The sequence below is a fragment of the Dellaglioa sp. CoH-57-MRSF-21 genome, from assembly GCF_056781915.1.
On record NZ_JBXAXU010000002.1, the window covers coordinates 36,116 to 57,040 of the forward strand.

General features: G+C 31.8%; 21 protein-coding genes. 18 read left to right on the forward strand and 3 right to left on the reverse strand.

Annotation, left to right across the window (positions count from 1 at the left end; all coding sequences use genetic code 11):
• The first annotated feature begins 8 nt into the window (after positions 1-8).
• From AC1RPQ_RS02070 to AC1RPQ_RS02110, 9 genes are all read left to right on the forward strand, one after another.
• Positions 9-869 carry a MurR/RpiR family transcriptional regulator gene (locus tag AC1RPQ_RS02070; RefSeq protein ID WP_481761179.1) on the forward strand — a complete coding sequence of 287 codons (861 nt, stop codon included), beginning with the start codon at positions 9-11 and terminating at the stop codon, positions 867-869.
• Between the two features lie 257 nt (positions 870-1,126).
• Positions 1,127-2,818: an arginine--tRNA ligase gene (gene argS, locus AC1RPQ_RS02075; protein ID WP_481761180.1), complete on the forward strand. Its 1,692-nt coding sequence runs from the start codon at positions 1,127-1,129 to the stop codon at positions 2,816-2,818.
• A 285-nt stretch (positions 2,819-3,103) separates the two neighbouring features.
• Positions 3,104-3,814: a Crp/Fnr family transcriptional regulator gene (locus AC1RPQ_RS02080; protein ID WP_481761181.1), complete on the forward strand. Its 711-nt coding sequence runs from the start codon at positions 3,104-3,106 to the stop codon at positions 3,812-3,814.
• Positions 3,815-3,884: 70 nt separating this feature from the next.
• Positions 3,885-4,352 carry an arginine repressor gene (locus tag AC1RPQ_RS02085; RefSeq protein WP_409022715.1) on the forward strand — a complete coding sequence of 156 codons (468 nt, stop codon included), beginning with the start codon at positions 3,885-3,887 and terminating at the stop codon, positions 4,350-4,352.
• Between the two features lie 152 nt (positions 4,353-4,504).
• Complete coding sequence (locus AC1RPQ_RS02090; protein WP_481761182.1) at positions 4,505-6,625, forward strand: PBP1A family penicillin-binding protein; 2,121 nt, start codon at positions 4,505-4,507, stop codon at positions 6,623-6,625.
• A 76-nt stretch (positions 6,626-6,701) separates the two neighbouring features.
• Complete coding sequence (locus AC1RPQ_RS02095; protein ID WP_481761183.1) at positions 6,702-7,046, forward strand: YlbF/YmcA family competence regulator; 345 nt, start codon at positions 6,702-6,704, stop codon at positions 7,044-7,046.
• Between the two features lie 71 nt (positions 7,047-7,117).
• Positions 7,118-8,338, forward strand: coding sequence for a metallophosphoesterase family protein (locus AC1RPQ_RS02100; RefSeq protein WP_481761184.1), 1,221 nt, complete (start codon positions 7,118-7,120; stop codon positions 8,336-8,338).
• The gene (locus tag AC1RPQ_RS02105; protein WP_481761185.1) at positions 8,325-11,015 is read left to right on the forward strand and encodes an ATP-binding protein; all 2,691 of its coding nucleotides are present in this window, start codon (positions 8,325-8,327) and stop codon (positions 11,013-11,015) included. Before AC1RPQ_RS02100 ends, AC1RPQ_RS02105 begins: the two co-directional genes overlap by 14 nt.
• 10 nt (positions 11,016-11,025) lie before the next feature.
• Complete coding sequence (locus AC1RPQ_RS02110) at positions 11,026-12,000, forward strand: 3'-5' exoribonuclease YhaM family protein (RefSeq protein WP_481761186.1); 975 nt, start codon at positions 11,026-11,028, stop codon at positions 11,998-12,000.
• 86 nt (positions 12,001-12,086) lie between these two features.
• Here the strand turns inward: AC1RPQ_RS02110 and AC1RPQ_RS02115 are convergent, their stop codons facing one another.
• The 3 genes from AC1RPQ_RS02115 to AC1RPQ_RS02125 all read right to left on the reverse strand — a co-directional run bounded on the left by AC1RPQ_RS02115 (position 12,087) and on the right by AC1RPQ_RS02125 (position 13,882).
• Positions 12,087-12,992 (reverse strand): peptidylprolyl isomerase, encoded by a 906-nt coding sequence (locus AC1RPQ_RS02115; protein WP_481761187.1) that lies wholly within the window; start codon positions 12,990-12,992, stop codon positions 12,087-12,089.
• A gap of 135 nt (positions 12,993-13,127) precedes the next feature.
• On the reverse strand, positions 13,128-13,451 hold the full coding sequence (locus AC1RPQ_RS02120) for a hypothetical protein (RefSeq protein WP_481761188.1): 324 nt from the start codon (positions 13,449-13,451) through the stop codon (positions 13,128-13,130).
• Positions 13,451-13,882, reverse strand: a complete 432-nt coding sequence (locus AC1RPQ_RS02125) for an HIT family protein (RefSeq protein WP_481761189.1) — start codon at positions 13,880-13,882, stop codon at positions 13,451-13,453. The genes AC1RPQ_RS02120 and AC1RPQ_RS02125 overlap by 1 nt, the downstream gene beginning before the upstream one ends.
• A 114-nt stretch (positions 13,883-13,996) precedes the next feature.
• On the opposite strand from AC1RPQ_RS02125, the gene AC1RPQ_RS02130 reads away from it, so the two are divergent.
• From AC1RPQ_RS02130 to AC1RPQ_RS02170, 9 genes are all read left to right on the forward strand, one after another.
• On the forward strand, positions 13,997-14,734 hold the full coding sequence (locus AC1RPQ_RS02130; RefSeq protein ID WP_481761190.1) for an ABC transporter ATP-binding protein: 738 nt from the start codon (positions 13,997-13,999) through the stop codon (positions 14,732-14,734).
• Positions 14,731-15,948 (forward strand): ABC transporter permease, encoded by a 1,218-nt coding sequence (locus tag AC1RPQ_RS02135; RefSeq protein WP_481761191.1) that lies wholly within the window; start codon positions 14,731-14,733, stop codon positions 15,946-15,948. The genes AC1RPQ_RS02130 and AC1RPQ_RS02135 overlap by 4 nt, the downstream gene beginning before the upstream one ends.
• Before the next feature lie 65 nt (positions 15,949-16,013).
• Positions 16,014-16,802, forward strand: a complete 789-nt coding sequence (locus AC1RPQ_RS02140; RefSeq protein WP_481761192.1) for a phosphotransferase — start codon at positions 16,014-16,016, stop codon at positions 16,800-16,802.
• 74 nt (positions 16,803-16,876) lie between these two features.
• Positions 16,877-17,536, forward strand: coding sequence for a tRNA (guanosine(46)-N7)-methyltransferase TrmB (trmB, locus tag AC1RPQ_RS02145; protein WP_409022703.1), 660 nt, complete (start codon positions 16,877-16,879; stop codon positions 17,534-17,536).
• Positions 17,537-17,701: 165 nt separating this feature from the next.
• Positions 17,702-18,781: a glutamyl aminopeptidase gene (pepA, locus tag AC1RPQ_RS02150; RefSeq protein ID WP_409022702.1), complete on the forward strand. Its 1,080-nt coding sequence runs from the start codon at positions 17,702-17,704 to the stop codon at positions 18,779-18,781.
• 5 nt (positions 18,782-18,786) lie between these two features.
• Positions 18,787-19,107: a thioredoxin family protein gene (locus AC1RPQ_RS02155; protein ID WP_409022701.1), complete on the forward strand. Its 321-nt coding sequence runs from the start codon at positions 18,787-18,789 to the stop codon at positions 19,105-19,107.
• A gap of 18 nt (positions 19,108-19,125) precedes the next feature.
• The gene (locus AC1RPQ_RS02160; protein WP_481761193.1) at positions 19,126-19,584 is read left to right on the forward strand and encodes a universal stress protein; all 459 of its coding nucleotides are present in this window, start codon (positions 19,126-19,128) and stop codon (positions 19,582-19,584) included.
• Between the two features lie 2 nt (positions 19,585-19,586).
• On the forward strand, positions 19,587-20,225 hold the full coding sequence (gene ytpR, locus AC1RPQ_RS02165; protein WP_481761194.1) for a YtpR family tRNA-binding protein: 639 nt from the start codon (positions 19,587-19,589) through the stop codon (positions 20,223-20,225).
• A gap of 65 nt (positions 20,226-20,290) precedes the next feature.
• The coding region (locus AC1RPQ_RS02170; RefSeq protein ID WP_481761195.1) for a hypothetical protein at positions 20,291-20,925 on the forward strand (635 nt) is incomplete at its 3' end.

A 20,925-nucleotide genomic window follows, 5' to 3' on the forward strand; every position in this document is an offset into this window, starting at 1 on the left:
TAAGAAGTATGGGTAATTATTTGTACACAATACAAGCAAATATGGATAAATACACAAAGGTAGAGCGAAAAATAGCACGGTTTATTTTAGAGCACCCTCAGAAAGTAATAAGAATGAGTACACAGAGTATGGCAGAGGTGGTAGGTGTCAGCACTGCAGCAATAACGCGATTTGGAAAAAGTATTAGTGATACTGGTTTTCCAGGATTAAAATTAGAATTATCAGCAGAAATCCAAGATGATAAATCAATGCTCGAGGAAATTAATCCTAAAGATGATTTAGTGACGACACAACAAAAATTAACCATGCGGATACAACATACGATTGAGGAATCAAATAAAACATTAGATGAGGAAGTCGTTAATGCTGCGAAGGTTATTGCAGAGTCAAAAATAATCTATGCGTATGGAATTGGAGCATCAGAAATTGTAGCTAAAGATTTCCAACAAAAATTTATTCGAGTTGGTAAGTCTGTTATAGAAACACTTGATACACATCTAATTGCCGTTGGATTATCGCAACTAAAAGAAGGAACAACTTTATTCTTGATATCAAATTCAGGGGAAAATACGGATGCAATTAAGTTAGCAAATCTTGCAAATCGACAAAAAATAAAAGTTATCGTTTTAACACATAATAAAAAAAGTACATTGGCCAAATTAGCTAATATTATTTTAGAACATGACGATAGTGAAGAAAATAAAAAATTCAGAAGTGCAGCGACTACTTCTTTAATTGCTCAATTATATGCAGTCGATCTTGTGTATTATTCTTTTGTATCAATTCATTTTGATGATAATGTTACAAGATTGACAGATTCAAGGGATGTCGTAAAGAAATATTTCACCAAAAGCAAACCTAAATTCTAAAAACACTATCTTTTATAATATTAATTTGTTACAATCAAACTATAAATTCGATGATAAAAGCTAGTAAACTAATTAATTTTAAAGCAAGTCTAGGTTGATGGAAGCTAGATAAAAGCGTTAGTTGAATCGTACTTTTTAGAAATAACTGAATATTTTGAGTGGATATTAATCAATTAGAGTGGTACCGCGGGAATTCTCGTCTCTTACATAATTATTTGTAAGGGGCTTTTTTTATACAATTTTAGGAGGAATGGATAATGAATTATAAACAACAAGTTGCACAAGCATTGGTTGCTATCGTTGATGGAAACCTTACTGAAGAAGAAATTATTGCCAAAATTGAAATACCAAAAAGTTCTGATATGGGGGATTATGCATTTCCAGCTTTTGCATTAGCTAAAGCATTTAGAAAAGCACCTCAGATGATTGCTAAAGACTTAGTAGAGAAAATTGATCAAAGTCAATTTGAGTCAGTTGCTGCAGTTGGGCCATATGTTAACTTTTTCTTGAATAAGGCTGCATTTAGTCAAGATATTATTGAACAAGTGCTTTCAAATGGCAGTGAGTATGGCGCATCTGATATTGGTCATGATGGTAACGTACCAATTGATATGTCATCACCCAATATTGCTAAACCTATTTCAATGGGACATTTACGTTCAACTGTGATTGGTAATTCAATTGCAAACATCTTGGCTAAAATTAATTATAATCCAATTAAAATTAATCATTTAGGCGATTGGGGAACTCAATTTGGTAAGTTAATTACTGCTTATAAATTATGGGGTAGTGAAGCAGAAGTTAAAGCTGATCCTATCAATAAATTACTTGAATACTACGTTCGTTTCCATAAAGAAGCAGAAGAAAATCCAGAGTTAGATGTTGCAGCTCGTGCATGGTTTAAAAAGCTCGAGGATGGCGATGAAGAAGCAATCGAACTTTGGACTTGGTTCCGTGCAGAATCATTATCAGCTTTCAATAAAATTTATGATATGCTGGGTGTCCAATTTGATTCATTTAAAGGGGAAGCCTTTTATAATGATAAAATGGGCGAAGTTGTGACAATGTTAAAAGATAAAAATTTGTTAAAAGAAAGCCAAGGCGCAGAAATTGTTGATCTTGAAAAATACGATTTAAACCCTGCCTTGATTCAAAAAACAGATGGGGCAACTTTATATATTACTCGTGATTTAGCTGCTGCTATTTACCGTAAACGGACGTATAATTTTGTACAGTCATTGTATGTTGTCGGAAATGAACAAGCTAACCATTTTAGACAATTAAAGGCTGTGTTAAAGGAAATGGGTAATGATTGGTCAGATGATATGCACCACATTCCATTTGGCTTAATCACACAAGGTGGTAAGAAATTATCGACTCGTTCAGGACGTGTTATTTTACTTGAAGAAGTTTTAGATGATGCTACAAGCCTTGCTAAAAAACAAATTCAAGATAAAAATCCTGACCTACCAAATGCTGAACAAGTTGCTAAAGATGTTGGTGTTGGGGCTGTTATTTTCCATGATTTAAAGAATGAACGTATGAATAATTTTGATTTTGTTTTAGAAGAAGTTGTTCGTTTTGAAGGTGAAACAGGTCCCTATGTCCAATATTCAAATGCTAGAGCACAAAGTATTATTCGTAAAGCGGGTGATGTTTCAATTAGTGAAAGTAACAATGAACTTTCTGATCCTGCTGCATGGGATACAATTAAGTTACTTGGTGACTTCCCTAAAATAATTAAACGTGCAGCTAAAGAATATGAACCATCAGTAATTGCTAAATACGCTATTCATTTATCAAGAGCATTTAATAAATACTATGCAAATTCAAAGATATTAGTTGAAGATGATCAAAAATTAGCTCGTTTAGCACTCGTTCAAAGTGTGAGCGTCGTTTTAACAGAATCATTAAGATTATTAGGCGTAAATGCACCAAAAGAAATGTAATTAATAAAAAAGTTGACTTAATTGTTAACTTTTTTATTTTATCTAAATATTGTTAGATGTACTTTTTAACGATGATTGTGCGTTTGAACACAAAATGGATGTGCGAATACGACCAGTTTATTTTTATCATTTTGGTACTGTTAGATTAATGATTTAGAGCTATCAGTGAATCAAAAAAATAAACCAGGGTCTCCAAAATCCGAAAAAATAAATCGACATTCTATATTTAATCTGATAGTGTTGATAGTTATATATCATAAATATAGGTATTAAGGGAGTAAAGGGATGATTACAGAAAAAGAAAGACAAAGGTATCGATCAGAATTTTCTGACCATGAGTTGTTTGGTTGTTTAAGTGAGGATGAACAAGGAGCTTGTTTTGAACAAATTACATTTAAAAGATTTCTAAAAGGAAATACTATTTTTGATATGAATGATAAACGTGATTTTATTTATGTTGTCTTGGATGGATTAGTTAAAATTGAACGTGGTGATCGAGCTGGTATTTTTCAAAATTATATGTATGTTACATCGAAACAAATATTTCCAATTGGTGGAATGTTACAGAGTGAATATTATACTGTTTCAAGTCGTGCTGCTACACTAGCGACGGTCGCTAAGATTCCTGTTGAACTTATTGAGAATTTAATCAAAACACATTATGAAGTTTCTGCGTACTTATTTGGGCAAATTGATAATATTTTAAATTGTTCAGAAGTGTTAAGGTTAAGAACCGTATGTAGTAATACAACAACCCGGATAACACAAGTGTTACAGTATTTAAGTGAGAATCTAGCCGATAAACATGGTGAGAATAGTCTGCGAATCCCATATGTGATTACACATGAAGATATTGCGACGATTAGTGGAACGCGGCGTGAAACCGTTGGACGAGTTATTCAGAAATTAGTGTTAGATGGTTATATTATTAGAGATTCAGGTATGCTTATATTTGAATCAAAATTCAATAAAATGAATAAAATCGTCCTAAATTAAGCGTATTATTTCAGTATTCATATTTCTTTTGCTATACTAAGAATAAATACTCATTCAAAGAGGGATTCTTATGAAGAAAGAGATACGTCAAGCTAAAATTGAACAGTTAATTAATAAAAAAGTAATTGCAACGCAGGATGATTTGATTTCAGAATTGGAACATGTGAATATTAAGGCGACTCAAGCGACTATTTCTAGAGATATTCGTGAAATGAAAATTGTTAAAGCTCAAGATGAACAAGGTGATTTGAGATACGCAATTTTTAAGTCAGGTAATTTAAGTGAAGAAGTTCATTTATTTGAAATTATTTTTGAAGTCGTTACTAATATTACTAAAATCCAATTTATGAATGTTGTTAAAACGATTCCAAGTAACGGTAATTTACTGGCAGCAATTATCGATGATTTTGGCTTCCCGGATATTGTTGGAACTGTTGCGGGACATGATACAATTATGATTATTAGTTCAGATGAGCAGGCCGCACAACGTGTCTATGATATTTTTACTGAACACGCAAATCCAGATAATTTAATTTAAAATACTGTGAGACTAAGGAGTAGATAACATCTACATTTCTTAGTCTTTTTTTAAATATTTAAAAATATCATAATAAAAAGGCTAATTTACTTTTTATAATATTGCTATGGTAAAATAATAAATGATATTAAGATTAAATATGGGGACAACTAATGAAAAATGAAAATAAAAGAACTAAAAATGAAAATTGGTTTGTAATACATCTAATTCAATTTAAAAATTGGTTTCGACAGGGATGGAAATTTGTGCATGGTTGGAAATGGTTGACTATTTTTATTTTAGCAATTATTTTAGGTTCGAGTGCGTATTTAACTTATGTAGCCAAAACAACAAATGTTAGTGGGTTAAAAGCTGCTTTACAACAATCAACTGAGGTTTTTGATAAAGATGGCGATAAAGCAGGATCGTTATACTCTCAAAAGGGTACTTACGTTTCATTAAATAAGATTTCACCCAATATTCAAAATGCTGTACTGTCATCAGAAGATCGTAATTTTTATCATGAATATGGATTTTCAATCAAAGGGATGGCACGTTCTGTGGTTTCATTGGTTAAAAATCGATTAACTGGAAGTAGTGCAATTAGTGGTGGCGGAAGTACTATAACGCAACAACTTGTTAAAAATGCATTCTTGTCACAGGAGCAAACTTATAGTCGTAAGGCTAAAGAAATATTTATTTCAATTGAAACGGAAAAAGTATATTCAAAAAAAGACATTCTAACGATGTACTTAAATAATGCATATTTTGGTAATGGCGTTTGGGGTGTTCAAGATGCCTCTAAAAAATATTTTGGAAAAAGTGCTTCAGATTTAACTGTTAGTGAGGCTGCAGTTATTGCGGGTATGTTAACATCGCCAGGGGCATATAATCCGATAGATCATCCTGTTGCAGCTAAACAAAGGCGTAATGTTGTTCTGAATGTTATGTATGAAAATAAAAAAATCTCTAGTGCAGAATTATCAAGTGCTAAGCAGACGGGTATTACATTAAATGATACGTACGATTATCAATCAGGTTATAAATATCCTTATTATTTTGATGCCGTTATTAGTGAAGCAATTAAAAATTATGGGTTAACTGAATCAGATATTATGAATCGTGGTTATAAAATTTATACGGCGATGGATCAGACCCATCAAGAAGCTATGCAAACATCATTTGATAACTCTACCTTGTTCCCTTTGGATGCTGATGATGGGACAAAAGCTCAGGGTGGATCAATTGCTATTAATTCAACGAATGGTGGTGTGACAGCAGTTGTTGGTGGACGAGGTAAACACGTTTTTAGGGGATATAATCGAGCGACTCAGATTAACCGCCAACCGGGGTCAACACTAAAACCAATTGCCGTATATATGCCTGCTTTAGAAGATGGCTATTTTTATGATTCTGAATTAAAAGATAAAAAACAATCATATGGATCAAATAATTATTCACCAAATAATTACGACAATCAATATGCAGGTAAAATACCAATGTATAAGGCATTGGCACTTAGTAAAAATGCGCCAGCTGTGTGGTTGTTAAATAAAATTGGTGTTGATAAAGGATACGATGCTGTTAAAAAATTTGGTATACCGGTTAAAAGTTCGGACAAAAACTTAGATTTAGCTTTGGGTGGTTTAACTACTGGTGTCTCACCCTACGAAATGGCTAGTGCATATACTGCGTTTGCTAATGGTGGTATTCAAAAAAAGGCTCATTTTATTACTAAAATTGTTGATGCTTCTGGTAAAACGATTGTTAATAATTCAGACAATAGTGAAACTAAAGTTATGAGTAGTAAGGTAGCTAAATCGATGACAAGTATGATGATGGGTGTCTTTGAAACTGGAGGAACTGGCGAACTTGCTGTCCCAGCTGGATATACAGTTGCTGGTAAAACGGGAAGTACAGAGGCTAAAAAAGGTTCTACAGATGGGACGAAAGATCAGTGGGTTATTGGATATACACCAGACATTACTGTCGCAACATGGGTTGGTTTTGATCAAACTGATGATACTCATTACCTAAGAAATTCAAGTGGGGATATCGTTGATTCCTTATTTAAAAGCGAAATGTCAGGTATATTACCTAATACTGCTCAGACAAGCTTCTCAACGAAATCTGCTACTACTTTAGCAAATAATACCGGTTCAAATGATAGTGGAGATGGTATTTTAGAATCAGTAGAAAAGCAAACAGATGAAATAAAAAATAAATTATCTGATTCTGCTAAAAAAGCCCAAAAATGGCTCAGTGATAGTATTAATGGGATGTTTGGAAATTAGAACAAATCAATGCAAATTATGGATAAAAATGATACACTAATTAAGTTAATATAAATTATTATTGGAGGAATCAGAAATGGTTGTTAATATTTATGATACAGCGAACCAAATGAGTCAAGATCTTAGTCAAACGGAAGAATATAAGGCTTTGAAATCAGCTTATACAAAAATGCAAGAAGATGAAATTGCATATAAATTATTTAAAGAATTTCAAACAATTCAAATGTCTTTGCAACAAAAACAAATGAATGGTGAAGAAATGACAGACGAAGAACTTGAAAATGCTCATAATCTTTCAGAAAAAATCGGTGATTTTGATACAATCAAAGATTTAATGGTTAAAGAACAAGTTTTAAGTGAAATTATGAATGAAGTTAATTCAATTATCACAAAACCAATACAAGATTTATATCATAATTAATTCGAATAAAAATCCTGGAAGCAAAGCAATTATGTTTTGTACCAGGTTTTTTTTTATAAAGGAGTGGGAAGATGAAATTTATTCATGCAGCTGATTTACATTTAGATAGTCCTTTTGGAGGATTAAAAAATGTACCAAGTCAGTTAATGGATTCGATTTATCAGTCAACATTTAAAGCTTTGAGTAATCTCGTAGATACGGCTATTGAAGAATCAGTAGACTTTGTTTGTTTAGTTGGGGATTTATATGATTCATCTGAGATGAGTATTATGGCACAAACAACGTTAATTAGTCAGTGTGAACGACTGCAAAAGGCCGGAATAAATGTTTATTTGAGTTTTGGTAACCATGATTTTTCTGATAATGCTCAAGATCATTTAACTTTTCCATCAAATGTAACTTTATTTACAAGTGAAGTTGAAACAGTGACGCACATTTTAAAAAATGGCGATGAAGTTCGATTAACTGGGTTTAGTTATGCACATAGATGGGAACCATCAAAAATCGTTGATTATCCTGTTCGTGGTGATGAGAAATGGCATATTGGGCTTATCCATGGGGCAAATGAGGGTATAAATTCAATATCAGATGAAAGTTATGCACCATTTACTGTTAAAGAATTATTACAGAAAAATTATGATTATTGGGGATTGGGTCATATTCATGTAAGACAGATTTTGAATGAACAACCCCCAGTTATCTATCCTGGAAATACACAAGGTCGGCACCGTAAAGAATCAGGCGATAAAGGGTTTTATCTAGTGAATAGTGATGGAAATAAGTTGGTTCCCAAATTTATAACGTCATCTACAATTGATTGGGAAACAGTTAATATTTCAATGGCAAAAATTGATTCACTATCAGATGCTATTGATAAGATTGACGCTGAATGCCAACTTTTTTCTAAAGATAAATCATATTTAATAGTGATACAAATCACAGATTTAGATAATTTTAGTGATAGCCTAGTAAATCGCATTCAAAATGGTGATTTATTAACTGCTTGGATTCAAAAACATATGCCAGATAATTACTATTGGATTGTTAAAATTAAAACGGTGATTAATAAAAAGGTAGCTTTTGAATCAATTGATCAACAATACTGGGAAGAAAGCGCAAAACGTGTTTTTACTGATGATGGAATGACTGAACTCGCTGATAAATTATTACAAATTCCGGAACTTAATACGTACTTATTAGAAACGGGACATTTAGTAGAATTACAAGAAAATTCAAAAACATTGCTTCATGAAAATCAAGCGATAGAGGGTCATATAGATGAAAATAACTAAAGTTAAAATTTACGGATTTGGGAAGTGGCATGATAAAACGTTTGATTTTAATCAAACGAATCAGGTTATTTTTGGTCTGAATGAAGCAGGTAAATCGACGTTAACAGCATTCGTATTGAGTATGTTATTTGGATTTGCAAATGCGAAAAAGAAGTACCAACAATATCTGCCTAAAGACTCATCCACATATGGTGGAGAGTTGGAATTATTAATTGGTAACGATGCTTATCGACTAACTCGTACACAAGGTAAATCTGGTGGCAAGGTATCTATTGTTAAAAGTGATGATGGGATGAAAGTAGCTAGTAGTAAGCTGCATGAATGGCTAAATCCAGTCGATGAAAATTTATACAATCAAGTATTTTCATTTAATCAGCAGGCGTTAAACCAAGTATTTAATTTAACGAATGAAGATTTAAATGAGTATCTAACGACGATGGGAGCAGTTGGTAGTCAAGAATGGTTAGAATTAACTAAAAAAATTCAAAAAGATGCCGATCACGTCTATAAGCCAGCAGGTCGTGTAACTGAGTTAAATAAGGAAATTGCGTTATACAATGATTTAGTTAATAAAATAAATATTGCCAAACAGAAATTTCCGGAATATGTTGAGACACAAAAAAAGTTAGATCAAAATAGGGAACAAATTAAAGGGCTACAAACAACACAATATAATCTAACCAAAGATTACCAACGCTACGAACAATTAAAGCAAAATTGGTCAATATATGAACAATCTAATGAGTTGACGGATAAGCTAAAACAAACTGATGAAGATGCTATGATTTCTGTTGATAATTATCAAAAAATACAAAATTTACTAGAGAAACAAAAGATAAATAATGAAAGGTTAAAATCGATTAATCAGAGTGTAGTTGATGAAAAAGAAAATTTAGCAGCATTAAATTTAATAAATTTTTATGAAAACAATAAAGTTGATTTTGATATATTATTTGAACAATTAGCTGATAATCAACAATATTTAGATAAAGTTGTATTAGAACAGACGAGTTTAAACCAACTATTAACAGAACAAGAACGGTTAATGATGCAATATCAAAATATCAACGGAAAAGTTCCAATAGCGTTTGATCCTGATGATTTTAAAAATATTGTCACATTAATTAAATCTGAAGAGAGCAATAAACGAATACTTCAAGAAATTGAACAAAAGCAATTGACGAAAAAACAAGATATTTTAGATTTAAATCAATCAATTGATCAAAAAAATCAAGTACAAAAAAGTAAATGGTCTACACAACAAAGTATCTTAGTAGGGGTAAGTGTTATACTATTTGTACTAAGTATGATCTTACCAATGCCGTTTAAAATAATGGGATTGATACTAGATATTATGATAGTTGTATATACCATAATTGTATTTAAGCAGTCTAATTCTAAGGATAAATCAAGTAGTGATGCTCTGATGCAAATACAAAATAAAAGACAAATGATTACTGCAGAAATTGATGAAAATCAATTGAAGATAGGTGAACTGGACGAACAATTGAGACAAACTGATACTGAATTAACGGATTATCAAATTCAATACGTTTTAGATGATTTTCCAAAGAATCAGTGGTTCTCAATTCAAAATGACTTAAGTCGAATACAGTCTATAACAGATCAAATTAGTCAAAAATCAGCAGAAATTAAAACGTTAACTGACAAGATAAAAAATTATTTGAATCAGACAGATTTTGCTGATAGTTTTCTAGCACTAAATAAAAGTGATATGGCAGATAGTTTAGCTAGAATTAGAGGCTTTAATGATAAATTACAACCTTTAATTGCTGAATCACAATCAATAAAAAATAAAATGGGCTATTTAAATGAACAACAAAAGCATGAAGATAATGTGACTGCTGATATTTCTAATCAAATTAATGAAATATTAACGCAATATCATTTAACGTCAATTGAGCAATTTGAAAAAAATTACGATTTACAAAAGCAATTTGTTCAAGACAAATCTAAATTGGATACAATTAATGAGCAGCTTCCTGTGGAGGTTAGAAAAAATCTTGCTAGATTTGAAACGAAAGAAAGTTTAGATGAACAATTAGATGAGCTTACAGAACAATTGAAACAATTGCAAAATAGTATAATGAACATTAATCAGGAGATTATTGATCAACAGACGTTATTACGGACTTTGAAGGCAGAAGGGAATTATACAGAACTTCGACAAGAGTTGGCTGAAAAAGTTACAATTTTAAGTGAATTAGCTGATAAATGGTTAACTCAAAAGTTAACTATTAATTGGATTAACGAGGCATTAAAAGACTCTTCTGGGGTTAGAATGCCACAAATGTTGCAATTAGCAAATCATTATTTTGAACTATTAACATTAGGCCATTTTACACAAATAAATAATATATCAGGATTATTAACCGTCGTTTCTTCTGATATGGTATCATTTGAAGTGGGAGAATTGTCACAAGGAACAGCAGAGCAGCTATATATCGCACTTAGATTTGCTTTAATCATGACAATTAATAAATCAATCGAATTACCATTAATTATTGATGATGGGTTTGTTAATTTTGATAAAAACAGAAAAAATGCCGTTTTAAAACTAATACGAGAAATAAGTAAAAAAGTTCAAATTATTTATTTAACGGCAGATGATTCAGGATTAACTGGATTTGATAACGATAAAATAATTAAGTTATAGGAGGATGGACATGGCACAAGAGAAAAAAATATTTGAATATAAAGTTGACGAAAACGTAGCATTATTTGTTTTAATTAAGAGTGCAGAAGTTAGAAATACAAAGAATAATAAGCAATTTATTGCATTTAATTTTGAAGATAGTTCAGGCCAAATTAGCGCTAAGCTTTGGGATGCAACGCCAGAGGCAATTGAACAATTTCAAACGGGTAAAGTTGCCTTTATAAAAGGAAAACGTGAAGTTTACCAAAATAATCCACAGATGAAAATCTATCATATTAGATTGACTGAAGAGGGTGAACCTAATGATCCGAGTCAATTTGTCGTTAGTGCACCAATGAAAAAAGATGAGATGGAAGAAGAATTTAATAAAGCTATTTTTGAAATTACAAACCCAAATTGGAATCGAATTGTAAGATATCTCATTGCCGAAAAACATGATGATTTTTTCAGTTATCCCGCTGCAAAGAAAAATCATCACGCATTTTCTGGTGGGTTAGCCTACCATACACTTTCAATGTTGCGATTAGCTAAATCAATTGTTGCCGAATATGGTGATGTGATTAATGCACCATTACTTTACGCAGGTGTGATTTTACATGATTTAGGAAAAACAATCGAATTATCAGGTTCTGTGGCAACAACTTATACATTAGCTGGAAATTTAATTGGGCATATTGTATTAATTGATGAAGAAATTGTTAAAGCAGCAGGTGAATTAAAAATTGATCTTCAGACAGAAGACATGATTTTATTACGTCACGTTGTTCTTGCGCATCATGGGTTACTAGAGTATGGTTCACCAGTGCAACCTCATTTAATTGAAGCAGATGTTTTACATCAAATTGATAATATTGATGCATCAATTCAAATGTTGAAAGGGTCATTGGCTCATACAGAAGAGGGCGAATTTTCTGAACGTATATTTGGTATGGATGGTCGAAATTTCTATAAACCACATGCTGACAGTAATGTAACAAATAATTAAATTGAAAAATATCTCAATGGATAAATTCCATTGAGATATTTTTTTCGAAAAAAAAACACCAGATATAATCTGATGTTTTGATGTATTTATTTTGAAGATGAAGAAGATGATGATAAGTAGCTTGAAAGAACATCTTTCAAGTCATCATCTTTGATTGATACGTTACCTTTTTTAAGAACTTTACCAACAATTTTTTGTAATTTAGTTGAGTCAGCCATAGTTTCAGTAACAATTTGTTCTTTTAAGTCAGAAATGTGATCGGCTTTTTTACCTTTACCAGCATTTTTAACACTCAAGATTACATCATAACCTGCTGTTGTTTTAACAGGTGTAGTTGTATATTTACCTTGTTTTAAATCAAATGCAGCTTTTTTAAATTCTGCTGTTAGTGTTGTATCTGTATTGTTAAATGCAGCTAAAGTACCACCAGTACTTGCAGAAGTTGTATCTGTTGATTTTGATTTAGCTAATGCAGTAAATTTGTCAGTTAACTTTTTAGCAGTCTTTTGTTCATCAAGTTGTTTGATGATTTTTTCTGCATCTGATTTTGAAGCAACTTGAATACGTTGAACTGTAATAGTTGGTTGGTATTCTTCCCATTGCTTATCTACAGCTGTAGAACTTAAATCACTGTAATGTTTAACAGCAGCTTTTAAAAGTAAGTTAGAACGTAATTCTGCTTTAAAACTAGTCTTTGTCATACTGTTTTGTGATAAGACAGATGAGAAACTTGAACCATATTTAGCTTTATAAGTATCGTATTGTTTTGTGACTTCTTTATCAGAAACATCATCACCATATTGTTTTTCCAATACTTTGTTCAAAATCATTTGTTGTAAAATTGATGTACCACTTGAAGTTTTCTTCAAACTATCGTAGTAAGCACTTTCTGTAACCTTACCACCTGAAGTAGTTGCAACTGTTGAGCTCCCACAACCCGCTAATGTAAATGTTAATAGTACGCCGGCTAAAGCAACAAGCCATTTTTTCATAACCTAACACATCCTATTTCTTAAATTTTTTGTCTTCTCAATGAAAGACTAATACGTTTAATATAACATAATTATCATATAATGAAAGTAAATGACCGAAAATTCACAAAAAAATCAAACTTTTAAAAGCCTAATTCATTGATACTTTTCTAATTTTTTATTAATTTTATTGATATTTGGCTCGATCTCATAAGTAAACTTTTCTATACGATTGCTAATGGAATCGACGATGGGTAATGTTTCTTCGATAATCGTATTCAGATGATCTGTAGCATACTGCAATTTTTTTGATGAATTAGTTACGCGATTGATATCATTTTGATAGTCAGAAAAATCTGCTTTTAACTGAACTTTTTTATCTGCAACAAAAGTAATAAGTTCATCTCTATGGTTATAGGCATAGTATGCTGACCCACCAATAATTGATAACAAACTAATTCGTTTAAGTGTTTTTGACATTATTTTTCTCCAATCTTATTCTTGATTGACATCATAATTGATTCAAGTTGCTCGGATGTGTACTTCTTGGAATTATCCTTGAATGACATTTTAAAAGTATCTTTTGTTGAGTATCTAGGAATTAAATGAAAATGTGAGTGAAAAACAGATTGGTAAGCTAGTTCACCGTTATTATTGACGATATTCATCCCTTGAATATCTGGATTGCTTACTTTAATTGCGGAAGCAATCATTGGAATTTTAGAAAAAACTTTACTAGCGAGTGCTTGGTCATATTCAAAAATATTAGCAACATGTTTTTTTGGAATAACAAGTGTATGGCCTGGGGTTGTTTGTGAGATATCAAGAAATGCTTTAATGTCTTCATCTTCGTATACGGTGAAACTAGGAATATCATTGGCAATTATTTTACAAAAAATACAGTCAGTCATATGTTTGCCTTCTTTCAAAGTTAGTTAATACTTTTATTATACATCATGAATGATAATTCACCATAATATGATATAATTAAAGGCATAAATAAATTGTAAATGGGGAATTAGAAAATGACATTAGAAGTTAAAAATTTAGTGGGTGGTTACTCTCAAATACCAGTTTTAAAAGATATTTCTTTTGAAGTTAAACCTGGAAATGTCGTTGGCTTAATTGGTTTAAATGGTGCAGGTAAATCGACTACAATCAATCATATAATTGGGTTATTAACCCCGCAAAAAGGAACTATTAAATTAAATGGCGTAACCTTAAGGGAAGATAGCCAGGCTTATAAATCACATTTAGCATATATTCCTGAAACGCCTATTCTTTATGAAGAATTAACATTAAAAGAACACATTGAACTCTCAATGATGGCTTATGGATTGAATGAAACTAAGGCATGGAAAAAAGCTAATGAATTACTTAAAATATTTAGACTTGATAACAAGTTAGAATGGTTTCCCGCTAACTTTTCAAAAGGGATGAAACAAAAAGTTATGATTGTCTGTGCTTTTTTAACAGAATCTGATTTTTATGTTATTGATGAGCCATTTCTCGGGCTAGACCCCTTAGCAATTAACGATTTATTAGAGTTAATTGTTGCTGAAAAGAAGCGTGGCGCAAGTGTCTTAATGTCAACTCACGTTTTAGCCACAGCTGAAAAGTATTGCGATTGGTTCATTTTACTGAATAAAGGTGAAATTAAAACACAAGGAACAATGGTTGAATTAAGACAAGCCTATAAGAATCCAGATGCTTCCTTAGATGAAATTTATCTTGGTTTAACTAAGGAAGAGGTAACAAAATGAAAGACTTATGGACAACACGTTTAAAAAGTCATCAGTTATTATTATTAAAATATTTACGATATGTTTTGAATGATCATTTTGTTGTTGCAATTATGTTTTTTGTTGGTGGACTTGGTTTGGCTTATTCAAATGGGCTAAAGGTGATGCCTGTTAATTTAGTTTGGTATCGGCCTGCATTAGTGATTGGATTACTGGTGATTTTACAAATCGGCCGTTTAAGTACGTTATTAAAAGAAGCGGATATTGTTTTTCTTTTACCACAGGAACATGCATTAATTAGTTATTTAAAAAAGGCAAAACGCTATTCAACAGTTATGGCCAGCTTAATGCAAGTTGGATTTATTGTGTTACTTATCCCAGTTATGATGATTGGAATGAAAATCTCAGTAATCAATATTATTTTCTTGATTTTAACGCAACTATGCTTGAAAAATAATTGGTTAGTCATTTCATTACTTGAAAAATATCAAAATAACCGGTTTAGTTGGGGAAGTATCAAATTAGTTAATATTTTATTGCCTATTTTGATTTATATCCTTGGATTATATGGTACGTTTATTCTGAGTTTTATCGTTGCTATTTTAAGTAGCTTTGTTTTAAATCAGCTAGCTGCAAAAGGATTTAAGGAAATCTTTGATTGGAAAAAAGCAATCAGTTTTGAAGAAAATAGAATGTTAGGGATTTACCGTTTCTTTAATTTATTTACTGATGTACCAATGGTTAGAGGGAATGTTAAGAGAAGAGTGTACCTTGATTTCATTTTAAATCATATTAAAAAAGATGACGCAAATGTTTATACATTTTTATATGCAAGGGGATTTATTCGCGGAACTGAATTTAGTGGCTTATTTATTAGATTAACTCTAATTGGAGCGCTAATTATTGCATTTATTTCAAATGGTTGGCTAGCACTCGCATTTTTAATCTTATTTATTTATCTGATTGGTTTTCAATTGTTACCTTTTGCAAAACATTACGATAATATTATTTTTACTAGACTATATCCAAAAGGAAAAGAGTATCAAATTAAGAATTTCAAAAAGTTTACATTAACAATTATAAGTGTAAGTGCAGTACTTTTTAATATCGCAATCTATATTGGTACAGGACAATTTTTAATGATGGGTTATGGTGTTTTGGTGAGTTTAGTGGAAATAATGCTGTTTACTAATGTTTACTTAGTTACCAGAGTTAAAAAAATCCTTGACGTATAATAGGGATGTTTGTAAGATGAAACTATAGCATCAGAGCTTAGTCGGGAAAAAGAGGTAATAATAGTATGGATTTTAATTTAGATCCCGGTTGGCAATTGTTACCAATTGGTGGAGATACAGGCACTGCATACATGGGTACACGTGCACAAGAAAAGGTGTTTTTGAAACAAAATATGTCACCTTTTTTAGCTGCGCTCTCAGTTGCTGGTATTACACCAAAATTAATTTGGACTAAGCGAATCTCAAGTGGGGATACAATAACTGCACAAGAGTGGCTAAATGGACGAAACCTTCATTCTGATGAAATGGATCAAAAAATGGTTCCTGAATTATTATCTAAAATTCATCGCTCAAAGCAATTAAAAAATATGTTGAGACAGGTTGGTGGAGAAGTTATCACACCTAGTGGCTTATTAGCTAATTATTTTGACGATTTGAGTGATGATTTAAAGCAGCACCCCTTGCTATCAAAAATGTTTCAGCAATTAAATGAACATCAACCTGAACTATCAACGGATAAGTATACAGTTTGTCATGGTGATTTGAATCATCGAAATTGGTTACAGTCTGATACTAATCAATTATATTTAGTTGATTGGGAGTCAGCAAAAATTGCTGATCCTGCTATGGATTTGAGCTTAGTTATGTCTGAATACATTCCAGATACACAATGGAGTAGTTGGCTGAGTGGTTATCATGAGTCATTGGAGAATAACGATTTATTAAACAGAATAAACTGGTACATTATAATAGCAAAATTACAACGAATAAAAAAAGCACATCAATTAAGTCGATTTCATGAAATGAATCAGGCAATAATAGAATTACAAAAATATAATATAAAAATGGATTAAAAAGTAAGTGGGGCTAAAACGATTAATACGTTCTAGCCCCACTTACTTTATCAAATGAAATGAGGATATATAAGTTGAGATTAAGAAATAAAGCATGGGCTGAACCGTTAATTGCAGAACATCCGGAACTACTTGTAACATCACCTAATCAGTTTAAGGGTAAATGGCAATCAAGATTTGAGAAAAAACAACCACTTTTTATTGAAATAGGTATGGGTAAGGGTGGATTTATTATGGGAATGGCTAGAAAATTTCCGGAATATAATTTTATCGGAATTGAATTGCAAACGACAATTGCAGCAATTACGTTGAAGAAACAAGTTGAAGCACAAATTCCAAATTTACAATTAATTTTAGGTAACGGTGATTCGGTAACTGAATTTTTTGATGATAATGAAGTTGATGGCATTTATTTGAATTTTTCAGATCCTTGGCCTAAAACAAGACAAGCCAAACGTCGACTTACTCATGGCAGTTTCTTAAAAGGCTATGAAAAAGTTATGAAAAATGATGGTCATCTTGAATTTAAGACAGATAATCGTGGCTTGTTTGAATACTCATTAGTTAGTTTAAATGAGTATGGAATGGGTTATGATCAAGTTTGGCTTGATTTACATGCAAGCGTTGAAGCTGAAGATAATGTCATGACTGAATATGAAGAAAAATTTAGTAAAAAGGGACAGCCTATCTATAAGTTAGAAGCACATTTTAATACGTCTAAAAATCTGGAATAAAAATTCCAGATTTTTTTTGTAAAAACGCCGTTACATAGTAACTAAGCTACATTCATGGATTCTTTTATGGTACTATTATATAATATAAAGTAAGAAATATTAAGCTAAGTGAGTAGACAAAATTGGGACTAATTCGTCCAATAAAATGAAAAGGGGCTCTCTAATATGAATGATAAAACGTTTAATTTAGTTAAAACAATGACTGAACTTCAGGCAACAAGTGGATTTGAAAATAACGTACGTGATGTAATGCGCGAAAAAATGACACCAAATGTTGATGAGGTTGTTCAGGATGGTTTGGGTGGGATTTTTGGTATCCGTAAAAATGCAGATATAAATGCACCTAAAATTATGACCGCTGCTCATATGGACGAAGTTGGATTCATGCTTGCCGCAATTAATGACAATGGGTTATTTTCAGTTCGCCCACTTGGTGGATGGAATCCATTTGTTGTTTCTTCACAACGATTCACACTAACAACACGATCAGGTCAAACGTACCCAATAATTTCTTCTTCAGTATCACCTCATTTATTGCGTGGTGATAATCATCAAAATGCAACACCACAAATTAATGATATTTTATTTGATGGTGGATTTGAATCTGCAAGTGAAGCAAAAGAGTTTGGTATTGCACCAGGAGATTATATTGTTCCGGATGTTGAAACAATTAAAACAGCTAATGGTAAAAATATTATTAGTAAGGCATGGGATAACCGTTACGGTTGTACTGCAGTACTGGAAACACTTGAAAAATTAAAAGACGTAACATTACCAAATACTTTATTCGCTGGTGCTAATGTTCAAGAAGAAGTTGGACTACGAGGCACGCCAGGTGCAGTAAATATGCTGAAACCTGATTTATTTTTTGCTGTCGACTGTTCAGCAGCAAATGATATTGAAACAACAAAGGGAACATTTGGACATCTTGGTGAAGGAACGTTGATCAGAATTTATGATCCAAGATTAGTAACGCTTCCTAGATTAAAAGAATTTTTATTGGATACTGCTTCGGATAACAATATTCCTTATCAGTACTTTGTTTCTCAAGGTGGTACTGATGCTGGCGCAGCTCAAACAGCAAATAATGGTATTCCAAGTTCTGTTATTGGCGTTTGTGCACGTTATATTCATACGCATCAAACAATGTTCTCAATCAGAGACTATGAAGCAGCAAAAGAATTACTTGAAAAAACAATTTTAGGATTGGACCGTTCAACTGTCGATACAATCATTAAGGGGTAGTTAGATTGGAAAAATTAAAAGTTTTAGAAAAAGATAAATTAAATGAATTATTATTGAATGGTAAATCATTGTTTTATTTTACGGCAGGTTGGTGTCCAGACTGTAACTTTATTGAACCATTAATGCCTGAAATTGAAGCAGAGTATTCCGATTTTAAATTCTATAAAGTAGATCGCGATGAACAAATTGAACTTTGCCAAGATTGGGGTATTTTTGGTATTCCGAGTTTTGTTGCATACAATAACGGTGTTGAGCTTGATCGTTATGTGAATAAAGAGCGTAAAACGAAAGAACAAATCGAATCATTTATGAACAAATTAGACTAAACCATTGGGGTGATAGTGATGTTTGAACAAGTTTATAAAAGAGTAATGGTCGGGATAGATGGAAGTGTGCAATCTGAACGTGCATTTAATCAGGCAGTTGAGAGTACTTTAAAAAACGAGGCTAGTTTAATAGTTGTACATGTTGTTGAGCGAAGTGTTGACAATACATTTTCTGAAGATGAAGATGACGTTACAACTGAAGTTAAGCGATTAAATGATACCTTAGCCGACTACAAACAAATTGCGATAGATAAGGGCGTTATTGATGTTGAAACTATTTTAGTATATGGATCTTCTAAAGTTTTATTAAGTCGTGAAATACCAGAAGAAAAACATATTGATTTAATTATGGTTGGGCAAACAGGGGCTAACGTTGTTGAAAGATTTGTGAATGGATCAACAACAGATGCAATTCTAAGAAATGCGCCATGTGACGTCTTAGTCATTAGTGATAATAAGAAGGGAACTCATAAATAAATATGTTAATAGCAAGTTATAATTTAAAGAACGTTGGCGATACATTAATGGTTGTTTTACGTGAAGAGGTAGAAAACCAAAAGTCAGAATTAAAAAATAATGTCGTTCGTATTTTCAATGAAAAATCGAATGAAACGTTGGGATTTAATTTTCTAGAAATCTCTAAAGAATCACTTGATTTAGTAGGTAACGGACAAATCTTTTTAGATGAAAAACAAGTAGAAAAATTAAATCAACTTATCGTTGCTGCTGGATTTAAGGATGTACTTGTTGTCGATGACGATCCTAAATTTGTTGTGGGATATGTAGCTGAATGTAATGAACATCCTGATTCTGATCATTTGCATATCACAAAAATTGAAGTCAATAATGGTGAGACACTAGATATCGTTTGTGGTGCACCTAATATTGAACAAGGTCAGCTTGTTGTTGTTGCTAAAGTTGGCGCAATGATGCCAACTGGGGCTATTATTTGGCCGGGTAAATTACGTGGTATTGATAGTTATGGCATGGTTTGTTCAGCTCAAGAGTTGGCTATTCCTAATGCTCCAACTGTCCATGGTATTTTAGTTTTAGATGAAAAGATGAATCATGTTGGTGATGCATTCGATTTTGAGAAGGCAGCCAAATTATTTGCATAATATAGATTTATAAAAACTAATTGCGGTTATTGCAATTAGTTTTTTACATAGTTAGGATGAAATTAATGGAGCGTTACGATGGACCTGCATTTTATAAGAAAACGTTAAAAAAAGATGTAAATAAACCACATCACAATGAGAAATTTGCGCGCAAAGAGACAAAGATAGATAGTCAAAGTGAAAAAGCACAAATTAATCGCTATTCTCGAGGTTTCAAACCAAAACAAATCCCCACATTTTTTACAAATAAAAAGCAAAATAAAAACGTAAGGTATCGGAAAATTTTAGTTCAATTAACTAAAGCAAAGGATACTTATTTACTGTTTGATGATTTTGCTGAAGAGGAAAATCAAGTATCTAATAATGATGAAAATACGTTATATTCTGTGGATAGTGTAGCTAAAAAAATAGTACCAGAAGTAGATTCAGTAATCGAAGATAATAAACAAGAAGATACTTTATTACAAAATACAAATTTAGAGCCTGATGTGTTTGATGAAAAAAATGAACAGATAAAAAAAGCAAATATAAATGTAGTTGCTAATAACAAGCACGCTTTAGCTCGAGGATTATTTGAAATATCAGTTTCTGAGAATGAGGCTCAAAATGAATTAGCCGTTTTTAAAAATAAACCTGAAGTTTTGTCACGTGAAGAACTTGCATTTGTAAGTACCAATCACCAAACTAATGAAGAAGTACA